Annotated in this window: 14 protein-coding genes; 5 read left to right on the top strand and 9 right to left on the bottom strand. The window is 74.7% G+C overall.

The annotated features are described in order from the left end of the window. Positions 1–141: 141 nt before the first annotated feature. Positions 142–2,658, top strand: coding sequence for an ATP-binding protein (locus tag MID12_RS07620; RefSeq protein WP_263165566.1), 2,517 nt, complete (start codon positions 142–144; stop codon positions 2,656–2,658). A 235-nt stretch (positions 2,659–2,893) separates the two neighbouring features. On the opposite strand, the gene nucS is transcribed toward MID12_RS07620, so the two are convergent. Continuing rightward, positions 2,894–3,565 (bottom strand): endonuclease NucS, encoded by a 672-nt coding sequence (gene nucS / locus MID12_RS07615; RefSeq protein WP_040248265.1) that lies wholly within the window; start codon positions 3,563–3,565, stop codon positions 2,894–2,896. A gap of 254 nt (positions 3,566–3,819) precedes the next feature. On the opposite strand from nucS, the gene MID12_RS07610 reads away from it, so the two are divergent. Further along, entirely contained in the window at positions 3,820–4,212 is a 393-nt protein-coding gene (locus MID12_RS07610; protein WP_040248263.1) for an SCO5389 family protein, read from the top strand. A 121-nt stretch (positions 4,213–4,333) separates the two neighbouring features. On the opposite strand, the gene MID12_RS07605 is transcribed toward MID12_RS07610, so the two are convergent. Continuing rightward, positions 4,334–5,359, bottom strand: a complete 1,026-nt coding sequence (locus tag MID12_RS07605; protein WP_040248262.1) for an LLM class flavin-dependent oxidoreductase — start codon at positions 5,357–5,359, stop codon at positions 4,334–4,336. 213 nt (positions 5,360–5,572) lie between these two features. On the opposite strand from MID12_RS07605, the gene MID12_RS07600 reads away from it, so the two are divergent. Beyond that, positions 5,573–5,899, top strand: a complete 327-nt coding sequence (locus MID12_RS07600; protein WP_263165563.1) for an ATP/GTP-binding protein — start codon at positions 5,573–5,575, stop codon at positions 5,897–5,899. 10 nt (positions 5,900–5,909) lie between these two features. Here MID12_RS07600 and MID12_RS07595 read toward each other — a convergent pair whose 3' ends face one another. Then, positions 5,910–6,809, bottom strand: coding sequence for an ABC transporter permease (locus tag MID12_RS07595; RefSeq protein WP_263165562.1), 900 nt, complete (start codon positions 6,807–6,809; stop codon positions 5,910–5,912). Beyond that, positions 6,806–7,984: an ABC transporter ATP-binding protein gene (locus MID12_RS07590; RefSeq protein ID WP_040248254.1), complete on the bottom strand. Its 1,179-nt coding sequence runs from the start codon at positions 7,982–7,984 to the stop codon at positions 6,806–6,808. The genes MID12_RS07595 and MID12_RS07590 overlap by 4 nt, the downstream gene beginning before the upstream one ends. 551 nt (positions 7,985–8,535) lie before the next feature. On the opposite strand from MID12_RS07590, the gene MID12_RS07585 reads away from it, so the two are divergent. Further along, positions 8,536–9,003, top strand: a complete 468-nt coding sequence (locus tag MID12_RS07585; protein WP_040256546.1) for a fluoride efflux transporter FluC — start codon at positions 8,536–8,538, stop codon at positions 9,001–9,003. Beyond that, positions 9,000–9,377, top strand: a complete 378-nt coding sequence (locus MID12_RS07580) for a fluoride efflux transporter FluC (protein ID WP_040248250.1) — start codon at positions 9,000–9,002, stop codon at positions 9,375–9,377. Before MID12_RS07585 ends, MID12_RS07580 begins: the two co-directional genes overlap by 4 nt. 110 nt (positions 9,378–9,487) lie before the next feature. Here the strand turns inward: MID12_RS07580 and MID12_RS07575 are convergent, their stop codons facing one another. The 5 genes from MID12_RS07575 to scy form a co-directional block, all read right to left on the bottom strand. Next, the gene (locus MID12_RS07575) at positions 9,488–10,366 is read right to left on the bottom strand and encodes a hypothetical protein (RefSeq protein ID WP_263165561.1); all 879 of its coding nucleotides are present in this window, start codon (positions 10,364–10,366) and stop codon (positions 9,488–9,490) included. A 22-nt stretch (positions 10,367–10,388) separates the two neighbouring features. Continuing rightward, on the bottom strand, positions 10,389–11,159 hold the full coding sequence (locus tag MID12_RS07570; protein ID WP_040248249.1) for an ABC transporter permease: 771 nt from the start codon (positions 11,157–11,159) through the stop codon (positions 10,389–10,391). Between the two features lies 1 nt (position 11,160). Continuing rightward, a complete protein-coding gene (locus MID12_RS07565; protein WP_263165560.1) occupies positions 11,161–12,282 on the bottom strand; it encodes an ABC transporter ATP-binding protein in 1,122 nt (373 codons plus the stop codon). 211 nt (positions 12,283–12,493) lie between these two features. Beyond that, on the bottom strand, positions 12,494–13,429 hold the full coding sequence (locus tag MID12_RS07560) for a cellulose-binding protein (RefSeq protein ID WP_040248247.1): 936 nt from the start codon (positions 13,427–13,429) through the stop codon (positions 12,494–12,496). A 307-nt stretch (positions 13,430–13,736) separates the two neighbouring features. After that, positions 13,737–17,675, bottom strand: a complete 3,939-nt coding sequence (gene scy / locus MID12_RS07555; protein ID WP_263165559.1) for a polarized growth protein Scy — start codon at positions 17,673–17,675, stop codon at positions 13,737–13,739. Between the last annotated feature and the right edge of the window lie 215 nt (positions 17,676–17,890).

The raw sequence follows: 17,890 nt of genomic DNA, 5'->3' as shown, positions 1-17,890 counted from the left end.
TCTAGGGTGCCCTCGCTCGTACGAGTGACCTGGCCGTGGGGCGGGCACCCGAGCAGAAGGGCATACGTCCGGCGCAGACGGCATCTGAGTGCGCACCCGGCCGAGAGGAGCTCGGCGCACAAGGCTTTGGGGGCTTTGCAGATGGATCCGCACAACGGCGACCGCGAGGAGCACGGCGAGCTGCCGCTGCCGCGCCGTGCCGCGGGCCGGGACCCGCTGGTGCCCGACCTCGCCGCGCACACCCCGCCGCCGGTCCGGATGGTGCAGCTGGTCAGCGGCCCGTATCTGCTGACCCTGAACCCGCTGGACGGCAGCGAGGTCGAACTCTGCCCGCCGGGCGAGCGCCCCGGACCCCCGGTCCGCCTCAGCGCGGAGCGGCGCGAGGCGGCCCGGCGCGCGGCCGCCGCCCCGCTGCCGCCCGGCCTCGCCCCCGGCGCCCGGCCGCTGCTCCAGCGCGAGGAGGAGCGCGAGCGGCTGGTGCGGCTGATCGGCCAGGGCCGCTCGGTGCTGCTGACCGGGCCGCCCGGATCCGGCCGTACCGCGCTGCTCGACGCGGTCGCCGAGCGCTGCGCCGAGCTGGCCCCGGACGGCGTGATCCGCCTCAGCGGCCACCGGCGGACCGCACCGGAACTGCTGCGCGCGCTCTACGCCGCCGTCTACGACACCGCGCTGCACCGGCCGGACGCCGAGTCCGTGGCCGCCCTGGTCCGGGACATCGGCGCGGTCGTCCTCCTCGACGACCTCGCCCTCAGCGGCGCCGCCCTCGACGAACTCCTCGCCTCCGCCCCCGAGTGCGCCTTCCTGATGGCCGCGACCCCCGAGTCGGCGGCGATATCCGGGCCGTCCGCGGGCGCGAGCGTCGAGGAGGTCTTCCTCACCGGGCTCGACCGCGCGGGCGGCCTGGAACTGCTCGCCCGCGAGGTCGGGCGCCCCCTCACCGACGACGAGGCGACCTGGGCCGGGGACCTCTGGTTCGAGTCGGAGGGACTGCCGCTGCGCTTCGTGCAGGCCGGCGCCCTGCTCCGGCAGCGCGACCGCCTCCGCACCGGCCCCCTCGGCTCCGAAGCCCCCGAGGACGAGCCCGGGTACGAGACCGTCCCCGGGTACGAGACCGCCGGGGACGAGGCCTTCGCCGACCACGTGCCGCTGCCCACCCTCGCCGAGGGCGCCGCCCCGGCCGCGCTGCTCGCCTCCCGGATGACGGAGTCCGCCCGCGAGACCCTGCGCTTCGCCGTCGCCCTCGGCGGCGAGGTCCCGCACCCCGCCCATCTGCCCGCCCTGGTCGGCGACACCCACGCCGACGCCGCGATGGCCGAACTCGTCGACGCCGCCCTGGTCACCCCGGTCGGCTCCCGGCACCTGCTCGCCGCGGGCGTGCGCACCCAACTGCTCGCCGCCGGGTACGGGGACGGCGCCGAGCAGCGGGTCCTGATCGCCGCCCAGCACTACGCCTGGTGGACCGGGCACCCCTCGGTCACCCCGGAGCGGGTCGCCGCCGAGGCGGGTGCCGTGCTCGCCGCGCTCACCGCCGTCATCCCCGCCGCGGGCACCCCGCTGCCGGGACCCGGCGAGGAACCCGAGCCGAACATCCCGGTCGGCCTCGCCCGCACCGCCGCCCCGGCCTTCGCCGCCGCCCTCGAATGGGGCGCCTGGGAACGCACCCTGCGCGCCGGGCAGGAGGCCTCCCGGCTCACCGGCGAGATCGCCGAGGACGCCTGGTTCCACCATGAACTCGGCGTACTCGCCCTGTGCACCGGGCAGTTGGAGCGCGCCCGTACCGCGCTCGAAGCCTCCCTCGGCCTGCGCGGGGCGCTCGCCGACAAGCGCGGCACCATGACGGGCCGCCGCGCCCTCGCCCTGGTCGCCGACCGCACCGGGGGCAGCCTGCCCGAGGCGCTCCAACTGCCGCCCGAGGACAGCGAGACCCTGATGCTGCCCCAGCGCGGCGCGGCCTCCCCGCCGTCCCCCGCCCGCGGCATCGAGGCGGTGGTCCGCACCGTGGAGGCCCCGCTGGAGCCGGTGACCCTGGTGGCCCGCGGTGCCGCACCGGCGCGGGCGGCCGGGGCCGGGGACCCCGGGCGCGAGCAGCCGGGCGGGGCCCGCCGCAATCTGGTCGCCGCGGGCGCCGGGGTGCTGCTGCTCGCCGTGCTCGGCACCGTGGTCGCCCTCGGCCTCTCCGACGGCGGGGACGGCGAGGAGGTCAGCACCAACCCCTCGGCCACCGAGCAGCCCGCCGAGCCGGACTTCCCGGACGACGGCGAGGAGGTGGCCACGCCCAGCAAGGCGGGCAAGAAGACGAAGGACTCCGCTTCGCCCTCGCCGAGCGGGAGCGGCTCCTCGTCCGCGAGCGAGAGCGCCTCGCCGAGCGAGACCGAGGACGAGACGCCCTCGAAGCCGACCCGCACGACCAAGCCGCCGAGCACCACCAAGCCGCCCACCACCACCAAGCCCCCGACGACCACGAAGCCGCCGACCACCAAGCCCCCGACCAGCGACCCCGAGACGACCCCGCCGACGGATCCGCCCACGGACCCCTCCGACCCGGACACCTCGATCACCGCGACCGGCCCCACCACCCCGACGGCGAGCGAGACGCTCTCCGGCGAGCCGACGGGACCGGCGGAGCCGGAGGCCTCGGACAGCGAGCGGCTCGCCTGAGGCGCTGACCGGCGGGCGCGGGCGGGCAGTCGACCGGCCGCCCGGACAGCGAGACCGCCTCGACGGGGAGGCCGCCCGGACGGCGGGACCGCCTCCGACGCAGACCGCGCACGGACAGAGCGCCCGGCCGCAGATCGGCCGGGCGCTTCTTGTGCGTGGCGGGAGCGGGCGGACGGAAGCGGACGGACGGGAGCGGGACACGGGGAAGCGGGGCGTCGGCCCCGCCCCCGCTCCCTCAGAACAGCCGGAGCTTGTCGTCCTCGATGCCGCGCAGGGCGTCGTAGTCCAGGACGGTGCAGCCGATGCCGCGGTCGGTGGCGAGGACGCGGGCCTGCGGTTTGATCTCCTGGGCGGCGAACACCCCGCGTACCGGGGCGAGATGGGGATCGCGGTTGAGGAGTTCCAGATAGCGGGTCAGCTGCTCCACGCCGTCGATCTCACCGCGCCGCTTGATCTCCACCGCGACGGTGGCGCCCTGGGCGTCCCGGCACAGGATGTCCACCGGGCCGATCGCGGTCGGGTACTCGCGGCGGATCAGGGTGTAGCCCTCGCCGAGGGTCTCGATGCGGTCGGCGAGGAGCTCCTGGAGGTGGGCCTCGACACCGTCCTTGATGAGCCCGGGGTCCACGCCGAGTTCATGGGAGGAGTCGTGGAGCACTTCCTCCATGGTGATGATGAGCTTCTCGCCCGCCTTGTTGACGACCGTCCAGACGCCCTCCTCGGCGTCCTTGCCCTCCTTGAGGGTGCAGGGCGGGGACATCCAGTTGAGCGGCTTATAGGCCCGGTCGTCCGCGTGGATGGAGACGCTGCCGTCGGCCTTCACCAGGATCAGACGGGGGGCGGAGGGCAGATGGGCGGTGAGCCGGCCCGCGTAGTCCACGGAGCAACGGGCGATGACGAGACGCATGGTGGGCAACGCTACTCGACGGCCGGGGCCGCTCGCGATCTCGGCTCCCGCCCTTGTGCGGGCGGGTGACCGGGTTCTTGCCTTTTTCCCTCAAGTCCCTTTCGTCGGTGGCCGGTTGTGTGCGCATTCGCCTGGTGCGGGCGGGAGTCGATGCTTACGGTGGAAGCGGGACGTCGCGAGGTGTGCACGCTGCGTGTCCGATGTCCCTCCCTGTCCGTCGACCCCCGGCACTCGGGGGCGTGAGAGGAGTACCCATGTCGCTCGACGTCTCACCGGCCCTACTGGAACAGGCCGAGCGAGGCGAGGTCGACGAAGCCGCCTTCGTCGACTGCGTCCGGACCTCCCTGCCCTACGCATGGGACATGATCAGCTCGCTGGTCGCCCAACTGAAGGTCGACGGCGGTGACTTCGCCGACAATCAGACCCCGCCGCCGGACGAGCAGGCCCGCGGCCAGCTGCTGCGCGCGCTCGCCAGCGACGCCATACGCGGCGCCCTCCAGCGCCACTTCGGCGTACGTCTCGCCTTCCAGAACTGCCACCGGGTGGCCGTCTTCCCCCTGGACGCCGCCGTGGACCAGCGGTTGGGCCGCTTCACCTCGGTCCGCAGCCAGATCCTGAACCAGTCCCCGGAGTTCCGGGACTGCTGACCCGCCCGGGGTGAACGCCGCCCGTGCGCCCGGTCCCGGGAACCGCGCGCACGAGGCGGCCTGCAAGGCCCCCTCGCGCCCTCGCCGCGCCCGCCGCCGACTCCCGCGCCCCGCACACCGCTCAGCGCAGCAGGGGCAGCACCTCGGCGCCCAGCCGCCGGACGTTCTCCTCGGTGCCCGCGAGGTCGCCGCTGCCCTCGGCGAGCAGGGCGAAGCGGCTGATCCCGGTGCGCTCGGCGGTGGCCGCGAGCCGGTCGGCGCACTGCCGGGGCGTACCCACCGGGTGCAGGGAGCAGAGCAGTTCGGTGTACGCGTACGGATCGCGCATGGTCCGCGCCCGGCCGTCCACGGTCACATGGGCGCCGAGCCCCAGCCGGAACCAGCCCGGCATCGACTTCAGCAGCACCCGTGCCGCCTCGGCGCCCTCGTCCGCGACCTGCGCGACCCCCGCCGAGACATGCGCGGCCGTGGCCACGGTCTCCGGGCCGTGGCCCGCCTCGCGCGCCAGCCGCCGCCACAGCGCCAGGATCTCCGCCTTCTCCTCGTCGCCCACATGCATGCCGAGCAGCATCGGCAGCCCCCGCTCGGCCGCCAGCCGCACCGACTTCGGCGAGGTGCAGGCGAGCACCACCTCCGGGCCCGGGCAGCCGCCCAGCGCCTCGGCGGGCCGCGGCACCACCGCCACCTCCCGGAAGGGGAAGCGCCCGCCGCCCGCCACCCGCGGCTCGCTCAGCCAGCGCAGCAGCAGGTCGAGCGAGTCCGGGAAGCCCTCCTCGTACGCCTCGATCCCGGCGCCGAAGACCTCCAGGTCGACCCAGGGCCCGCCGCGCCCCACGCCGAGCGTGAACCGGCCCCCCGAGGTCAGATGCAGCAGCGCCGCCTGCTCGCCGACCGCGACCGGATGCGCGGTGGACAGCACCGTCACCGCGGTGCCCACCCGCAGGGTGCGGGTCCGGCCGAGCAGCAGCGCGGCCAGGGTGAGTGCCGAGGGGCAGGTCCCGTACGGCACGAAGTGGTGCTCGGCGATCCACGCGGAGTCCAGGCCCGCCGGCTCGCTCAGCTCGGCGGTCCGCACCGCCCGGTGCAGGGCCTCACCCTGCCCCTGGCCCGGGAACTGCGCGCCCAGTACGAAGGTTCCTATCCGCATCGCCCTACCGCCCCTCTCGGTGCTGGCCCCGACCTCCCCCTCGACGGCAACAACGGAGCACGCCCGCCGAGGGCACGGCCTCGCCCGTATTCGCGGGGCCCGGCGGTCAACACCGGGCGCCCCACGGGCCCTTGACGCCTCGCACCTGCCCGGTGGCGCGCCGCGTACGCTGGACGCGCCCCTTGTCGCCGCCGAGTCCCGTGAGGTGTCCCCGTGTCCCCGCGCCGCAATCGCGTCCCGTCCCGCAAGGGCCCCCGCACGGACGAGGACGACTCGGGCCGCTACGGCGGGTACGAGTCCGCCGAGACCTGGCAGGGCGAGGAGTGGCGGGTGCGCCGGGTCGCGGGCGGCGGCCCGGCCGGGAAGACCTACCGCTGCCCGGGCTGCGACCAGCTGATCCCCTCCGGGGTGCCGCACATGGTGGCCTGGCCGCAGCACTCCGGCGTCGACGAGCGCCGGCACTGGCACACCTCCTGCTGGAACGCGCGGGACCGCCGCACCTCGCGGGTGCAGCGGTCCCGTAACGCGCCTCGCTACTGAGCGGATCCGTTCACACGTCCCGGCTGTTGAGCGCCACGGCCGCGCCGATCAGGGCCGCCACCGCGATACCGAGCATGATCCACACCGGCTGCCAGCCGGTCGGTCCCGCGTCCGCGCCCGCGGCGGCCTCGCCGTAGACGCCGATGAGCAGGCTCGGGATCGAGTACTCGAGCAGGAAGTCCCGGACGCCGGAGAGCGATTCGGAGAACATGAACATGGCCGCCACCAGCGGCAGCAGCATCACGCCGATCATCAGGGTGATCGCGCCCGCCGAGTGCCGGATGATGGCGCCGACGGAGAGCGCGAGCAGCCCGATCAGCGCGACGAACAGGCCTACGCCGACGGTCGAGCGCAGCCACTCCCCGCCGCTCGGGTCGACCGCGTCGGCGATCATCGCGGTCTGGAGCGCGCCGACCAGCGCGGCGAGCACCGTGGTCATGGTGAAGACGAGCAGGAAGAAGACGAGCGCCTTCGCGGCGAGCACCCGGCCGCGCGCCGGGCAGGCGGTCAGCGTGGTGCGGATCATGCCGGTGCCGTACTCGGAGGCGATGGTCAGCACGCCCAGCGTCATCACGCAGATGCTGCCGAGGAGCACCCCGAAGAAGCCGAGGCCGAGCGCCGACTCGTTCTCCAGGCTCGTGTCGCTGCCGGCCACCGCGGCGGCCGTGGCCAGGCCGATGCCGAGCATCAGGAAGGCCATCACGCCGAGCGTCCACAGGGTGGAGCGCACCGAGCGGATCTTCGTCCACTCCGAGGCCAGGGCGTCACCGAGGTGGGTCTCGCGCACCGGGATCGGCGAGACGTACGAGCCGCCGGGTACGGGCTGCCGGTGGCCGTGGCCTTGCTGCGGAGCCTGCTGCGGCGCGGGCGGCTGCGCGTAGGCCTGCTGCGGCGGGGTCGGCGTGCTCATCGGGAGTCCTCGCGGTGCTGGTGCGGCTGGGGGGCGGGGGCGGCGACCGGGGCGGCGGGGGCCTGGAGCGGTGCGCCGTAGGGCTGGCCCGCGGGGGCCTGGGCCGGGATGCCGTAGGGCTGGCCCGCCGGGACCGGGCCGCCCTGCTGCGGCGGCGGGGGCGGATACCAGCCGGGCTGGCCCTGACCGGGCACCGGCAGCTGCACGGGCGGCTGCGCGCCGGGCGGCAGCGGCTGGTCGAAGCCCGCGAGTTTGTCGTCGGTGGAGCGGTAGTCGACCGCGCCCTGCGTCATCCGCATGTACGCCTCCTCCAGCGAGGCCTGGTGCGGGGACAGCTCCCACAGGCGGATCCCGGCCTCGTGGGCCAGGTCGCTGATGCGCGGCAGCGGCAGCCCGGTGACGCGCAGCGCGCCGTCCGGCTCGGGCAGCACCTGGCCGCCCGCGCCGCCGAGCACCGTGCCGAGCTTCTCGCGCAGCGCGGGCTCCGTGTCGGGGGTGCGCACCCGGGCGAAGTCCGAGGAGTTCTGCGAGATGAACTGGCTGATGCTGGTGTCCGCGAGGAGCTGCCCGCGGCCGATCACGATCAGATGGTCGGCGGTCAGCGCCATCTCGCTCATCAGGTGCGAGGAGACGAAGACCGTACGGCCCTCGGCGGCAAGGGACTTCATCAGATTGCGGACCCAGAGGATGCCCTCCGGGTCGAGGCCGTTGACCGGCTCGTCGAAGAGGAGCACCTGCGGGTCGCCGAGCAGCGCGGCGGCGATGCCGAGCCGCTGGCCCATGCCGAGCGAGAAGCCCTTGGAGCGCTTCTTGGCCACGCCCTGGAGGCCGACCACGCCGAGCACCTCGTCGACCCGGCGGGCCGGGATGCCGGAGAGCTGGGCCAGGCAGAGCAGGTGGTTGCGCGCGCTGCGCCCGCCGTGCACCGCCTTGGCGTCGAGCAGCGCGCCGACCTGGCGGGGCGCGTTGGGCAGCCTGCGATAGGGGTGACCGCCGATGGTGACCGCACCGGCGGACGGGGTGTCCAGACCGAGGATCATCCGCATCGTGGTGGATTTCCCCGAGCCGTTCGGCCCGAGGAAGCCGGTGACGGCGCCGGGCCGCACCTGGAAGGAAAGGTTGTGCACGGCCGTCCGCGCGCCGTAGCGCTTGGTCAGGCCGACTGCCTCGATCATGCTCCGCACCCATTCGACAGGTTCGCGACGTCGGGGCGCGAGCCCCCGTAAGGGTTAGGAGAATAACGGGAGGCTGACGGTTCCGGCCAAAGCCAAGTTGTTACCCCCCGCGGGTGCGGGTGCGGGTGCGGGTGCGGGTGCGGGTGCGGGTGCGGGTGCGGGTGCCGGTGCCGGTGCGGGGAGCGTGCGGGGGGCGGGGAGCGGGCGCCCCGGGCGGCTTCTCCGCCGCGGGCCCGCGCGCGTACCCTGGTGGCGCGGTCGGCCCCCGGGCCCGGCCGTACGGCGGTGGGGCCCGCCGTACCCAACCGCGGCAGCGTCGCCGCCAACGGTCCCTGCCTGACCCGCCGCGCGCCCGCACGCGCGGCTCCGAGTCGAATCAGGCAGGAGCCTGGCGCATGCCCCTCAGCAGCAATCCCTCCGGTGATCCTTCCGGTGACCCCTCCCGCGGCGAGGCCACCGGCCTCGCCCCGGACGCTCCCGCCGAGCGGGACGCTCCCGCCGAGCCGGGCGCTCCCACCCAGCCGCTCGACGCTCTCGACCCCGTCGACCCGATCGACCCCGACGCCGCGCCCCCGCCGCCCGACCCCGCCCACGCGCACCGTACGCAGCAGGCCCGCACCCTCCTGGTGATCGCGCTCGGCGGCGCGCTCGGGGCCTCGGCCCGCTACGGGGCCACCCTGCTGTGGCCGTACACCCCGGGCGCCTTCCCCTGGACCACCTTCTGGGTCAACGTCACCGGCTGCGCGGCGATGGGCCTGCTCATGGTGGTGCTCACCGAGCGGCTGCGGCCCCACCCGCTGGTGCGCCCCTTCCTGGGCACCGGGATCCTCGGCGGCTACACCACCTTCTCCACCTACGCCCTGGACGCCCGGGGCCTCTTCGACGGCGGCCGCCCCGGCACCGCGCTGCTCTACCTCGCCGCAACCCTGGCCGCCGCGATGGCCGCCGTCACCGGGGCCGCGGCCCTGACCCGGCTGGTCCTCGGGCCCCGGCCCGAGCGGGCGGAGGGCGGCGCGTGAACTGGCTGATGGTCGTCCTCGGCGCGCTGGCCGGGGCACCCCTGCGGTATCTGGCGGACCGCGCGGTCCAGACCCGCCACGAGAGCGTCTTCCCCTGGGGCACCTTCGGGGTCAACCTCGCCGCCTGCGCCGGACTCGGCCTGCTCACCGGCGCGGCCACCGCCGTACCGCAGCCGCTCGGCGCGCTCCTCGGCCCCGGCCTCTGCGCGACCCTGAGCACCTACTCCACCTTCTCCTACGAGACCCTGCGCCTGGCAGAGTCCGGCGCGCGCCGCTACGCCGCCGCCAACGCCCTGCTCAGCGTCCTCGCGGGCCTGGGGACCGCGGCCCTCGCCACCGCCCTCGGTCACGCCTTGGCCGGTGCCTGGGGCTGAGGGGGCCGGTCACCCGGGGACGCCGTCCCGAGCGGCCGCGCCGCACAGCCGTCGTCCAGCGACCTCATCCCGAGCGGTCGTGCCGCGCCATCCCGCGTCACGCCGAGCGGTCACCTCGACTCCCCCTCCGGCGGCGGCAGTTCCCCGTAGCGGCGCGGGCGGGCCGAGTCGTCCGCCCAGGGGGCGAAGGCGGTGCGGAACAGCGGCTCGTGCTCCTCGGCGAGCAGGCGGCTGCCCTGCGCGCGGGCCCGGGGGGAGCTGCGGGCGCGGGCCACCCAGTCGGCCGGACCGGGGCCGAGGAGTGCCCGCAGCGCGGGGGAGTCCGCGAGGAGCGCGTCGAGCAGGGCGGACTGGTCGCCGCCGCCGGGCCGCGGCCTGCCGGTGGCCGGGTCGGGCAGGACGCCGTGGGCACCGGCGTAGAGGTAGGCGCCGCCGAGGCGTTCCCCGGAGGGCAGCTCCATCGGGAAGCGGTCGCCGGGCAGCAGGGCCCGGGTGTAGTTCGGGAACTCGGTGCCGTCCACCACCGCGAGCTGCGCCGGATCCAGCCAGGAGACGACGAACTCCCGCTCGGCCGCCGGATCCGGACAGGGCGCGGCGGCCACGTACCCCGCCCGCCCGATGTGCGCGGAGCAGCCGACCGCGAGGCCGCGCACCCGCACCGGCACCATCGGCAGCACCGCGGGCACGGCGTACCGCGCCATCTTGTACGTGAGCTGGGCGGGCGAGGCGTTGGAGCCGACCGCGAGGACCGGGCAGCGCGCGCCGGTTTGGCTCAGCCCGCGGGCGGTGAGGGCCTCGTCGAGGGTGGGCCCCTCGGGGGCGGTGCGCCAGCCGCCGAGGCGGGGCCCGCCCGGCAGCAGCGGGACGAGGGCCCCGTCCGCGAGCAGGACGGGGCCCGGGGCCGGGCGGCCCGGGTAGGAGAGCGGGTCCAGGGCGGGCACCGTGTCGAGGCCCAGCGCCGCGAGACTGCGCTCCCCCTCCTCGGCCACCCCGCCGCCCTCCCGCGGTTCCTCAGGCGTCCCTGCGCTTGAGGAGCACGTACCCGCCGATCAGGGCGGCGAGCACCCACAGGCACATGATCCCGAGACCGCCCCAGGGCCCGTACGGGGTGTCGTCGTCGAAGGGCTTGACCACCTGCATGATCTTGCTGCCCGCCTGGTCCGGCAGGAAGCGGCCGACCTTCTTGGTGGCGCTGACGTTCCCGAGGATGTTGGAGATCAGGAAGAAGAAGGGCATCAGGATGCCGAGCGAGAGCATCGGGCTGCGCAGCATCGAGGCGACGCCCATCGAGAAGACCGCGATGAGGGTCATGTAGAGCGCCCCGCCGATGATCGCGCGCAGCACCCCGGAGTCGCCGAGCGAGGCGCTGTGGTCGCCGAGCATGGCCTGACCGGAGAAGAAGGCCAGGAAGCTGGTGACCAGCGAGACCACGAAGGCGAGCCCGGTGGCCACCGCGATCTTGCTGAACAGGAAGGTGGCGCGCTGCGGCACGGCCGCGAGGGAGGTGCGGATCATGCCGGTGCTGTACTCGTTCGCCACCACCAGGACGCCGAAGACGATCATCGCCAGCTGGCCGAGCGAGGTCCCGGCGAAGCTGGTGTAGGTCGGGTCGAAGGTGAGCTTGTCCTCGCGGCTCATGTCGCCGTACTCGTGGTTGACGACCGCGCTGATCAGCATGCCGAAGGCGATCGTGACGAGCAGGGCGAGGGAGAGTGTCCAGACCGTGGAGGCCACCGAGCGGATCTTGGTCCACTCGGAGCGGATCACCTGGGTCACTGCCATCTCAGGCCCCCTTCCCGGGTCGCTGCCAGCCTTGGCCCCAGCCGGGGCTTCCCGGACCGCTCGCCGGTGGCGGCGCCTGCGCGCCGCCGGGCGGGGGAGCGGTCGGCAGGCCCTGGCTCCCGTCGCCGGGTGCCCCCGGGGCGCCGACGGGGTACGGCTGCTGCGGCGGGCTGCCGGGCGGGAGGCCGCCGGGGGGTGGGCTTCCGATGCCGCCGGGTCCGGTGTGGGCGTGGTATTCGACCGATTCGGCGGTGAGTTGCATGAACGCCTCTTCCAACGAGGCCTGCTGCGGGCTGAGTTCGTGCAGGACCAGGCGGTGGGTGGCGGCCAGCTCGCCGAGCCGGTCGGCTCCGGTGCCGTCCACTTCCAGCGTCCCGTCGTCCTTGGTGAGGACCGCGATGTTCTCCCGGTGCAGGACATCGAGGAGCTGCTCGCGCTGCGGGCTGCGCAGCCGTACGTAGGAGCGGGAGTTCTCCCGGATGAAGTCCGCCATCGAGGTGTCCGCCAGCAGGCGGCCCTGCCCGATCACGACCAGGTGGTCGGCGGTCAGCGCCATCTCGCTCATCAGATGCGAGGAGACGAAGACCGTACGGCCCTGCGCGGCAAGGGACTTCATCAGATTGCGGATCCAGTGGATGCCCTCGGGATCCAGTCCGTTGACCGGCTCGTCGAACATCAGGATCCGCGGATCACCGAGCAGCGCGCCCGCGATCCCCAGCCGCTGGCCCATACCGAGCGAGAAGCCCTTGGCCTTCTTCTTCGCCACCGCCGTCAACCCGACCGTGTCCAGCACCTCGTGCACCCGGCTGCTGGGGATGCCGTTGGACTGCGCCAGGCACAGCAGATGGTGGTAGGCACTGCGCCCGCCGTGCATCGCCTTGGCATCCAGGAGCGCCCCGATGTCCTTGAGGGGTTCCTTGAGGCGGTCGTAGTGGGTGCCGTCGATCCGGACGTCACCGGAGGTCGGCCGGTCCAGGCCCAGCATCATCCGCATGGTGGTCGACTTGCCCGCGCCGTTCGGGCCGAGGAACCCGGTCACGATGCCCGGCCGCACCGTGAAGGTCAGATTGTCGACGGCCATCTTCTCGCCGTAGCGCTTGGTCAGCCCTTCGAGCTCGATCATGCGTACACGCTAGGCGGGCCCACTGACAGACGCCTCCCGGTGGGGCGCACGATAGGGGCGCGCGGATGCATTGGGGGCGCACTTCACTCTCTCGCGCGCCCCCTACGCCCGCCCGGTGCACACGGACCGCCCGGTGCGCGCACGCACCACGCCCCCGTCCCGCGGAAAGCGCGGTACGGGGGCGTGCGGAGGTACTGCCGTGCGGTGGGCGTCAGCGGGTCTGCTGGGCCGGCACGCCTCGGGAGGAGCTCTCCTCCTCGCCGGGGGTGCCCGCGGCGGCGACCGCGGCACCGGTCAGCGTGGCCAGCATCTCGCGGACGTTGGTCAGCTGGGCGTTGATCGAGTCGCGGCGGTTGGTGAGCGCCGCCAGCTCGCGCTCCGATTCGCTGCGGATGCGGTCGGCCTTGGCGTTGGCGTCGGCCACGATGTCCTCGGCCTGGCGCTGGGCGGTCTCCACCGTCTGGCGGGCGCGGCGCTCGGCGTCGGTACGCAGCTTCTCGGCTTCCATGCGCAGCTGCTCGGCGCGGTGCTCGATCTCGGCGAGCCGCTTCTCGGCCTTGGCCTGGCGGGAGGCGAGGTCGCGCTCCGACTGCTCGCGGCGCTTGGCGAGGTTCGTCTCGAAGTCCGCGGCGGCCTGGGCGGCCTTGGCGCGGGTCTCCTCGAAGAGGGCGTCCGCCTCCTCGCGCTTGGACTGCGCGTCCTTCTGGGCGTCCGAACGGAGCGTGGTCGCCTCGCCCTTGGCCTTCTCGACGATCCGCGCGCCCTCGTCCTCGGCCTTCGCCTTGCGCTCGGCGGCGTAGGACTCGGCGTCGTTGCGCACCTGCTGGGCGGCGGACTCGGCGAGTTCACGGTGCTGCTCGGCGGCGCGGCGGGCTTCCTCCCGCAGATCCTTCGCCTCTTCCTCGGCGAGGCGGAGGATCTTCTCGACGCGCGCGCCGAGGCCCGCGTAGGAGGGCTCGGCGTCGTTGACCTGCGCCTGTGCGTTCTGGGTTTCGAGGTGGAGCTCCTCGATCCGCTTCTCCAGCGCCGTGATGCGGGTCAGGGCGCCGTCGCGGTCGGAAACGAGCTTGGAGATGCGTTCGTCCACCTGAGCGCGGTCGTACCCACGCCGCACAAGCTCGAAGCCGTAGGGGGAAGTGTCGCTCATGGGGATCCTGTCGAAAGAGACCGGTGAGGTGATAGGGGGAATCCTAGAGGTCCGGACGGCGTGTCATCGAGCAGATGCCTGTTTGATCTGGAGAATGACACCTCTTTTGAGTGGCTGACGGCCGGAGCCCTTGCCAGGGGTGGTCCCCAGGCACCCTACAAGCACCTTACAGAGTCCGGAATCTACCGTTCCGCCCGGGGGAGGGGCGTGCGCCGGAGCGCGCGGAGTCGGCCGGAAATCGACGGTGGGACACGGGAGTTGAACCAGCGTCACCGGCCCCGCCCAACTGCCCCCGCCCGAGCCAAAGTCAGCTCTCCGAGGACTTCGCGGAGCGGGTCGCCCCGGCCCCCGCGGGTGCCTTGCCCCCGGAGTCCTTGCCCGCGCCCGGGGTCTCGAAACCGAGGGTCTCCAGGACGTCCTGCACCCGGGAGATCTCGGCGTTGATGTCCTCGCGGCGGCGGACCAGGACCTCCAGCTCGCGGGTGCTCTCCTCGACCGCGCGCCGGGCGTCGGCCTCCGCCTCCGCCTTGATCTGCTGGGCCTCGCGTTCGAGCCCGGCCTTCTTCTGCTCGGCCTCCTTGAGCAGGCCCTCGGCCTTCTTCACGGCGCCGATGCGCACCCGCCCGGCCTCGGCCTCCGCCTCGGCGATCTGCTCGCGGGCGGCCTTCTCCGCCTCCGCGAGCTGCTCCTCGGCCGCCTTCACCAGAGCGTCGCAGCGTTCGCCCGCGGTCTTCATCGCCTCCGCCGACTCGCGGCGGGCCCGCTCGTGCAGCTCCTCCATCTCGTTGGTGAGGCGCTCGCGCAGCTCCTCGGCGCGCTCCCGGATCGAGGCCGCGTCCCGGCGCGCCCCGACCAGCAGGTCGTCGGCGTCCGTACGGGCCTTCTCCACCAGGGAGTTGCCCTCGACCGTGGCCTCGGAGACCAGCCGGTCGGCCTCCTTGCGCGCGGCGCCGACCATCGAGTCGGCCCGGCCCTCCGCCTCGGTGGTCGTGCGGTGCGCCTCGCGCTGCGCGTCCGTGGTGAGCTTCTCCGCCTCGGCGACCGCCTCGGTGATGAGGGTGTCCACCTGCTCCGCCGCCTCCGAGCGGCGCTTGTTGGCGTCCTTGCGGGTCTCGTCGAGGGTGCGTTCGGCCTCCGCCCGCGCCTCGCTGCGTACCCGCTCGGCCTCTTCCTCGGTGCTCGACTTGAGCGCCTGCGCCTCGGTCCGTACGCGCTGCGCGTGCTCCTCGGCGGAGGCGACGGCGGCGGCGGCCTCGGTGCGCAGCCGCTCCGCCTCCGCGGTGGCGTCCGCGAGCAGCTTCTCGGCCCGGTCGACCGACTCCGCGCGCACCCGCTCGGCCTCGGTGGCGGTCTCCTCCCGCAGCCGCTCGGTCTCGGCGGTCGTCTCCGAGACGAGCGTGTCGGCCTGGGCCGCCGCGTCCGAGCGGATGCGGTTGGCGTCCTCGCGGGCGTCGGCCCGGGTACGCGAGGCGTCCTGCTCCGCGGAGGCGGTCGCGTCGGAGGCCTCGGTACGCAGCCGCTGGGCGTACTCCGCGGCCTCCGCGCGCAGCCGTTCGGCCTCGGCGGCGGCGTCCGCGCGCAGCCGGTCCGCCTCGGTGGCGGCCTCGGTGCGCAGCCGCTCGGCCTCGGCCGCGGCGTCCGTACGCAGCCGCTCGGACTCCGCGCCCGCCTCCGAAAGCGCCTGATCGGCAAGGGACTTGGCGGTCTCGGAGGCCTCCTGGGCGTCCCTGCGCACCCGGTTGGCGTCCTCGGTGGCGCGCTCCCGCTCGGCGTAGGCGTCGGAGCGGACCCGGTCGGCCTCCTCCTGGGCCTCGCTCCGGGTGCGTTCGGCGGCGTGCTCGGCGGCGCTGCGCAGGCCGGTGATCTCCTCCTGGGCCTGCTCGTGCAGATGGGCCACCGAGTCCCGTACCTGCTGGGCCTTCTGCTCGGCGCTCGTGACCAGTTCGCCCGCGCGGCGCTCGGCGTCCTCGCTCAGGCGCAGCGCCTCGGCCTCGGCCTCCTCGACGCGTTTGCGGGCCGCGGCGAGGAGCTCCTCGCTCTGCTCGCGGGCGCGGGCGCGCTCCTGGTCGGCCTCGCCGCGGGCGGAGCCCACCAGCTCCTCGGCCTCCCGGCGGCGGCGCGCGGCCTCCTCCTGGGCGGCGGACAGCGCCTCGGCGGCCTCGGTGTGCACCCGCTCGGCGGCGGTGGTGGCCTCGGCGTGCAGCCGGTCCGCGGACTCCTGGGCCTCCGTCTTGAGCCGCTCGGCCTCGCTGGCGGCCTCGCTGCGCAGCCGTACCGCGGTGTTCTCGCCCTCGGCACGGGAGCGGGAGGCGTCCGCGGCGGCCTCGGTGCGCAGCCGCTCCGCCTCCGCCTCGGCCGCCGACTGCAGTGCCCGGGCCCGCTCGGCGGCCTCCGCGCGCAGCCGCTCGGTCTCCTCGCCCGCCTCGCGCCGCAGCCGCTCGGCCTCCGTGCGCGCCTCGGTGAGCGCGGCCTCGGCGGCGGCCAGGCGCTCCTCGGCCTCGGTGCGCAGCCGGGTCAGCTCCTCGGCGGCCGCCTCTTGCCGGGCCGCCACCGCCCGCTCGGCCTCCTCGCGCAGCTCGGCGGCGGCGCGCTCGGCCTCGGCGCGGGTGGACTCGGCCTGCTCGGCGGCCTCGTCGCGCTGCTTCTGGGCCTCGGCGCGGGCCCGCTCCAGGGCGTCCTCGGCCTGCTTGCGCAGGGTGCTGGCGCGCTCGATGGCGTCGAAGCGGACGCGTTCGCTCTCGGTGGTCGCGGCGCCGCGCAGCTCGTCCGCGTCCGTGCGGGCCTTGGCCAGCAGCTCCTCGGCGGATCTGGCCGCCTCCTCGATCTGCTGGACGGCCTCCCGGCGGGCCTCGCCGCGGATCTTCTCGCCCTCGGCGACCGACTCGGCGCGCAGCTGCTCGGCCTCGCCCCGCAGCCGCCGCGCCTCCTCCTGGAGCTCGACGGTCTTGGCGCGGTACTCCTTGGTGTCGTCCTTCGCCGCGCCCTTGAGCTCCTCGGCGATGTCGTGCGCCTCGGCGCGCAGCCGGTCCGCCTCGGCCTCGGCCTCGCCGCGGGTGCGCTCGGCCTCCTCGGCCGCCGCCTTGGTGGTCGCCTTGGCCTGCTCGGCGGCCTTGGTGAGCACCTCCTCGGCGGTACGGGCGGCCTTCGCGGTCTGCGAGGCGGTCTCCTCCGCGGCGACGTTGCGCGCCTTCTCGGCGGCCTCCGCGATCAGCTTCTCGGCCTCGGCCCTGGCGTCCTCGACGACCTCCTTGGCCTCGGCCCGGACCGTCTCGGCGTCCTTGGTGGCCTCGCCGACGAGGCGCGCCACCTGCTCCTTGGCCGTACGGGTGCGCTGCTCGTTGGCCGCCTCCGCGGCGGCGAGCTGGCGGGCGGCGGCCTCCTTGGCCTCGGCCACCCGCTTGTCGGCCTCTTCCCTGGCCTCGCGCAGCGCCCGCTCGGCCTCGGCCATCCGCTCCTCGGCGGCCCGGCTCAGCTCGGCGGCATGGCGCCGGGCGCTGTCCGACTCGCTGGCGGTGGAGCTGCGCAGCTGCTCGGCGTGGTCGGTGGCCTCCTGCGCCTGGGTGGAGGCGGCGTTCAGCAGGCGTTCGGCGTCCGCGCGGGCCCGGCGGAGCAGCGCCTCGGCCTCGGCGCGCGCCGCCTCGGCCTCCTCGTTCAGGCGGCGGCGGGCCTCGTCGGTGAGCCGCTGCGCCTCCTCGCGGGCGGCGGCGAGCGACTGGTCCGCCTCGCCGCGGGACTCGTCGAGGAGCCGGCGGGCCTGCTGCTCGGTACGGGTGCGCAACTGCTCGGCCCAGGCGACGTTCTCGTTGACGTGGGACTCGACGGTCTGGCGGCGCTCGGCGAGCTCCTGGTCGAGCTGCTGGCGGCGCGAGACGGCCTCGGCGTGCAGCTCGGACTGGAGCCGCGACTGCTGCTCGGCGTGCTCCTGGAGGATGCGCTGGGTCTGCGCCCTGGCCTCGCGCAGCTCGCGCTCCGCGTCGGAGCGCAACTGGTCCGCCTGGGCCTGGGCGTTGCGCAGCAACTGCTCGGCCTGGTAGCCGAGATCGGCGCTGTCGTAGGCGGGACGGAACGCCAGATTTCGCCGTGCCTCGTGCAGCTTGGCGCGCAGCACCTCGACCTGGTAGCCGAGGTCCTCGGCGTGCTGGACGGCCTTTTCCCGTTCGGTCTTCAGCCGGTCCATCTCGGCTTCGAACCGGGAGAGGTGGTCGTCCTCAGCCCGCTCTCGTTCCTGGCGTTCATAGCCACGCACTGCGCGGTCCCATCCGTCCCCTGGTCGCAGTCTTCTCCACGAGCCGCGTTCTCCGCCGAACGGGGCCCCCGGGGAATGGTGTCAGATCATCGGCACCGCGTGGGCCGCTGCTTGATGCCCGCCCCCGAAATACCCGAACCCCGGCCACGGCCGTCCACGGCGGAAGCTCAGTCTCCACTCCCGGACGGCCGTGCCCCAAGAGTACCGGCCCAGGT

The organism is Streptomyces sp. SCSIO ZS0520, from assembly GCF_025643355.1.
GTDB lineage: Bacteria > Actinomycetota > Actinomycetes > Streptomycetales > Streptomycetaceae > Streptomyces > Streptomyces physcomitrii.
Note: the sequence above shows the minus strand (reverse complement) of the source record. Positions and strands in the feature narration are given on the sequence as shown.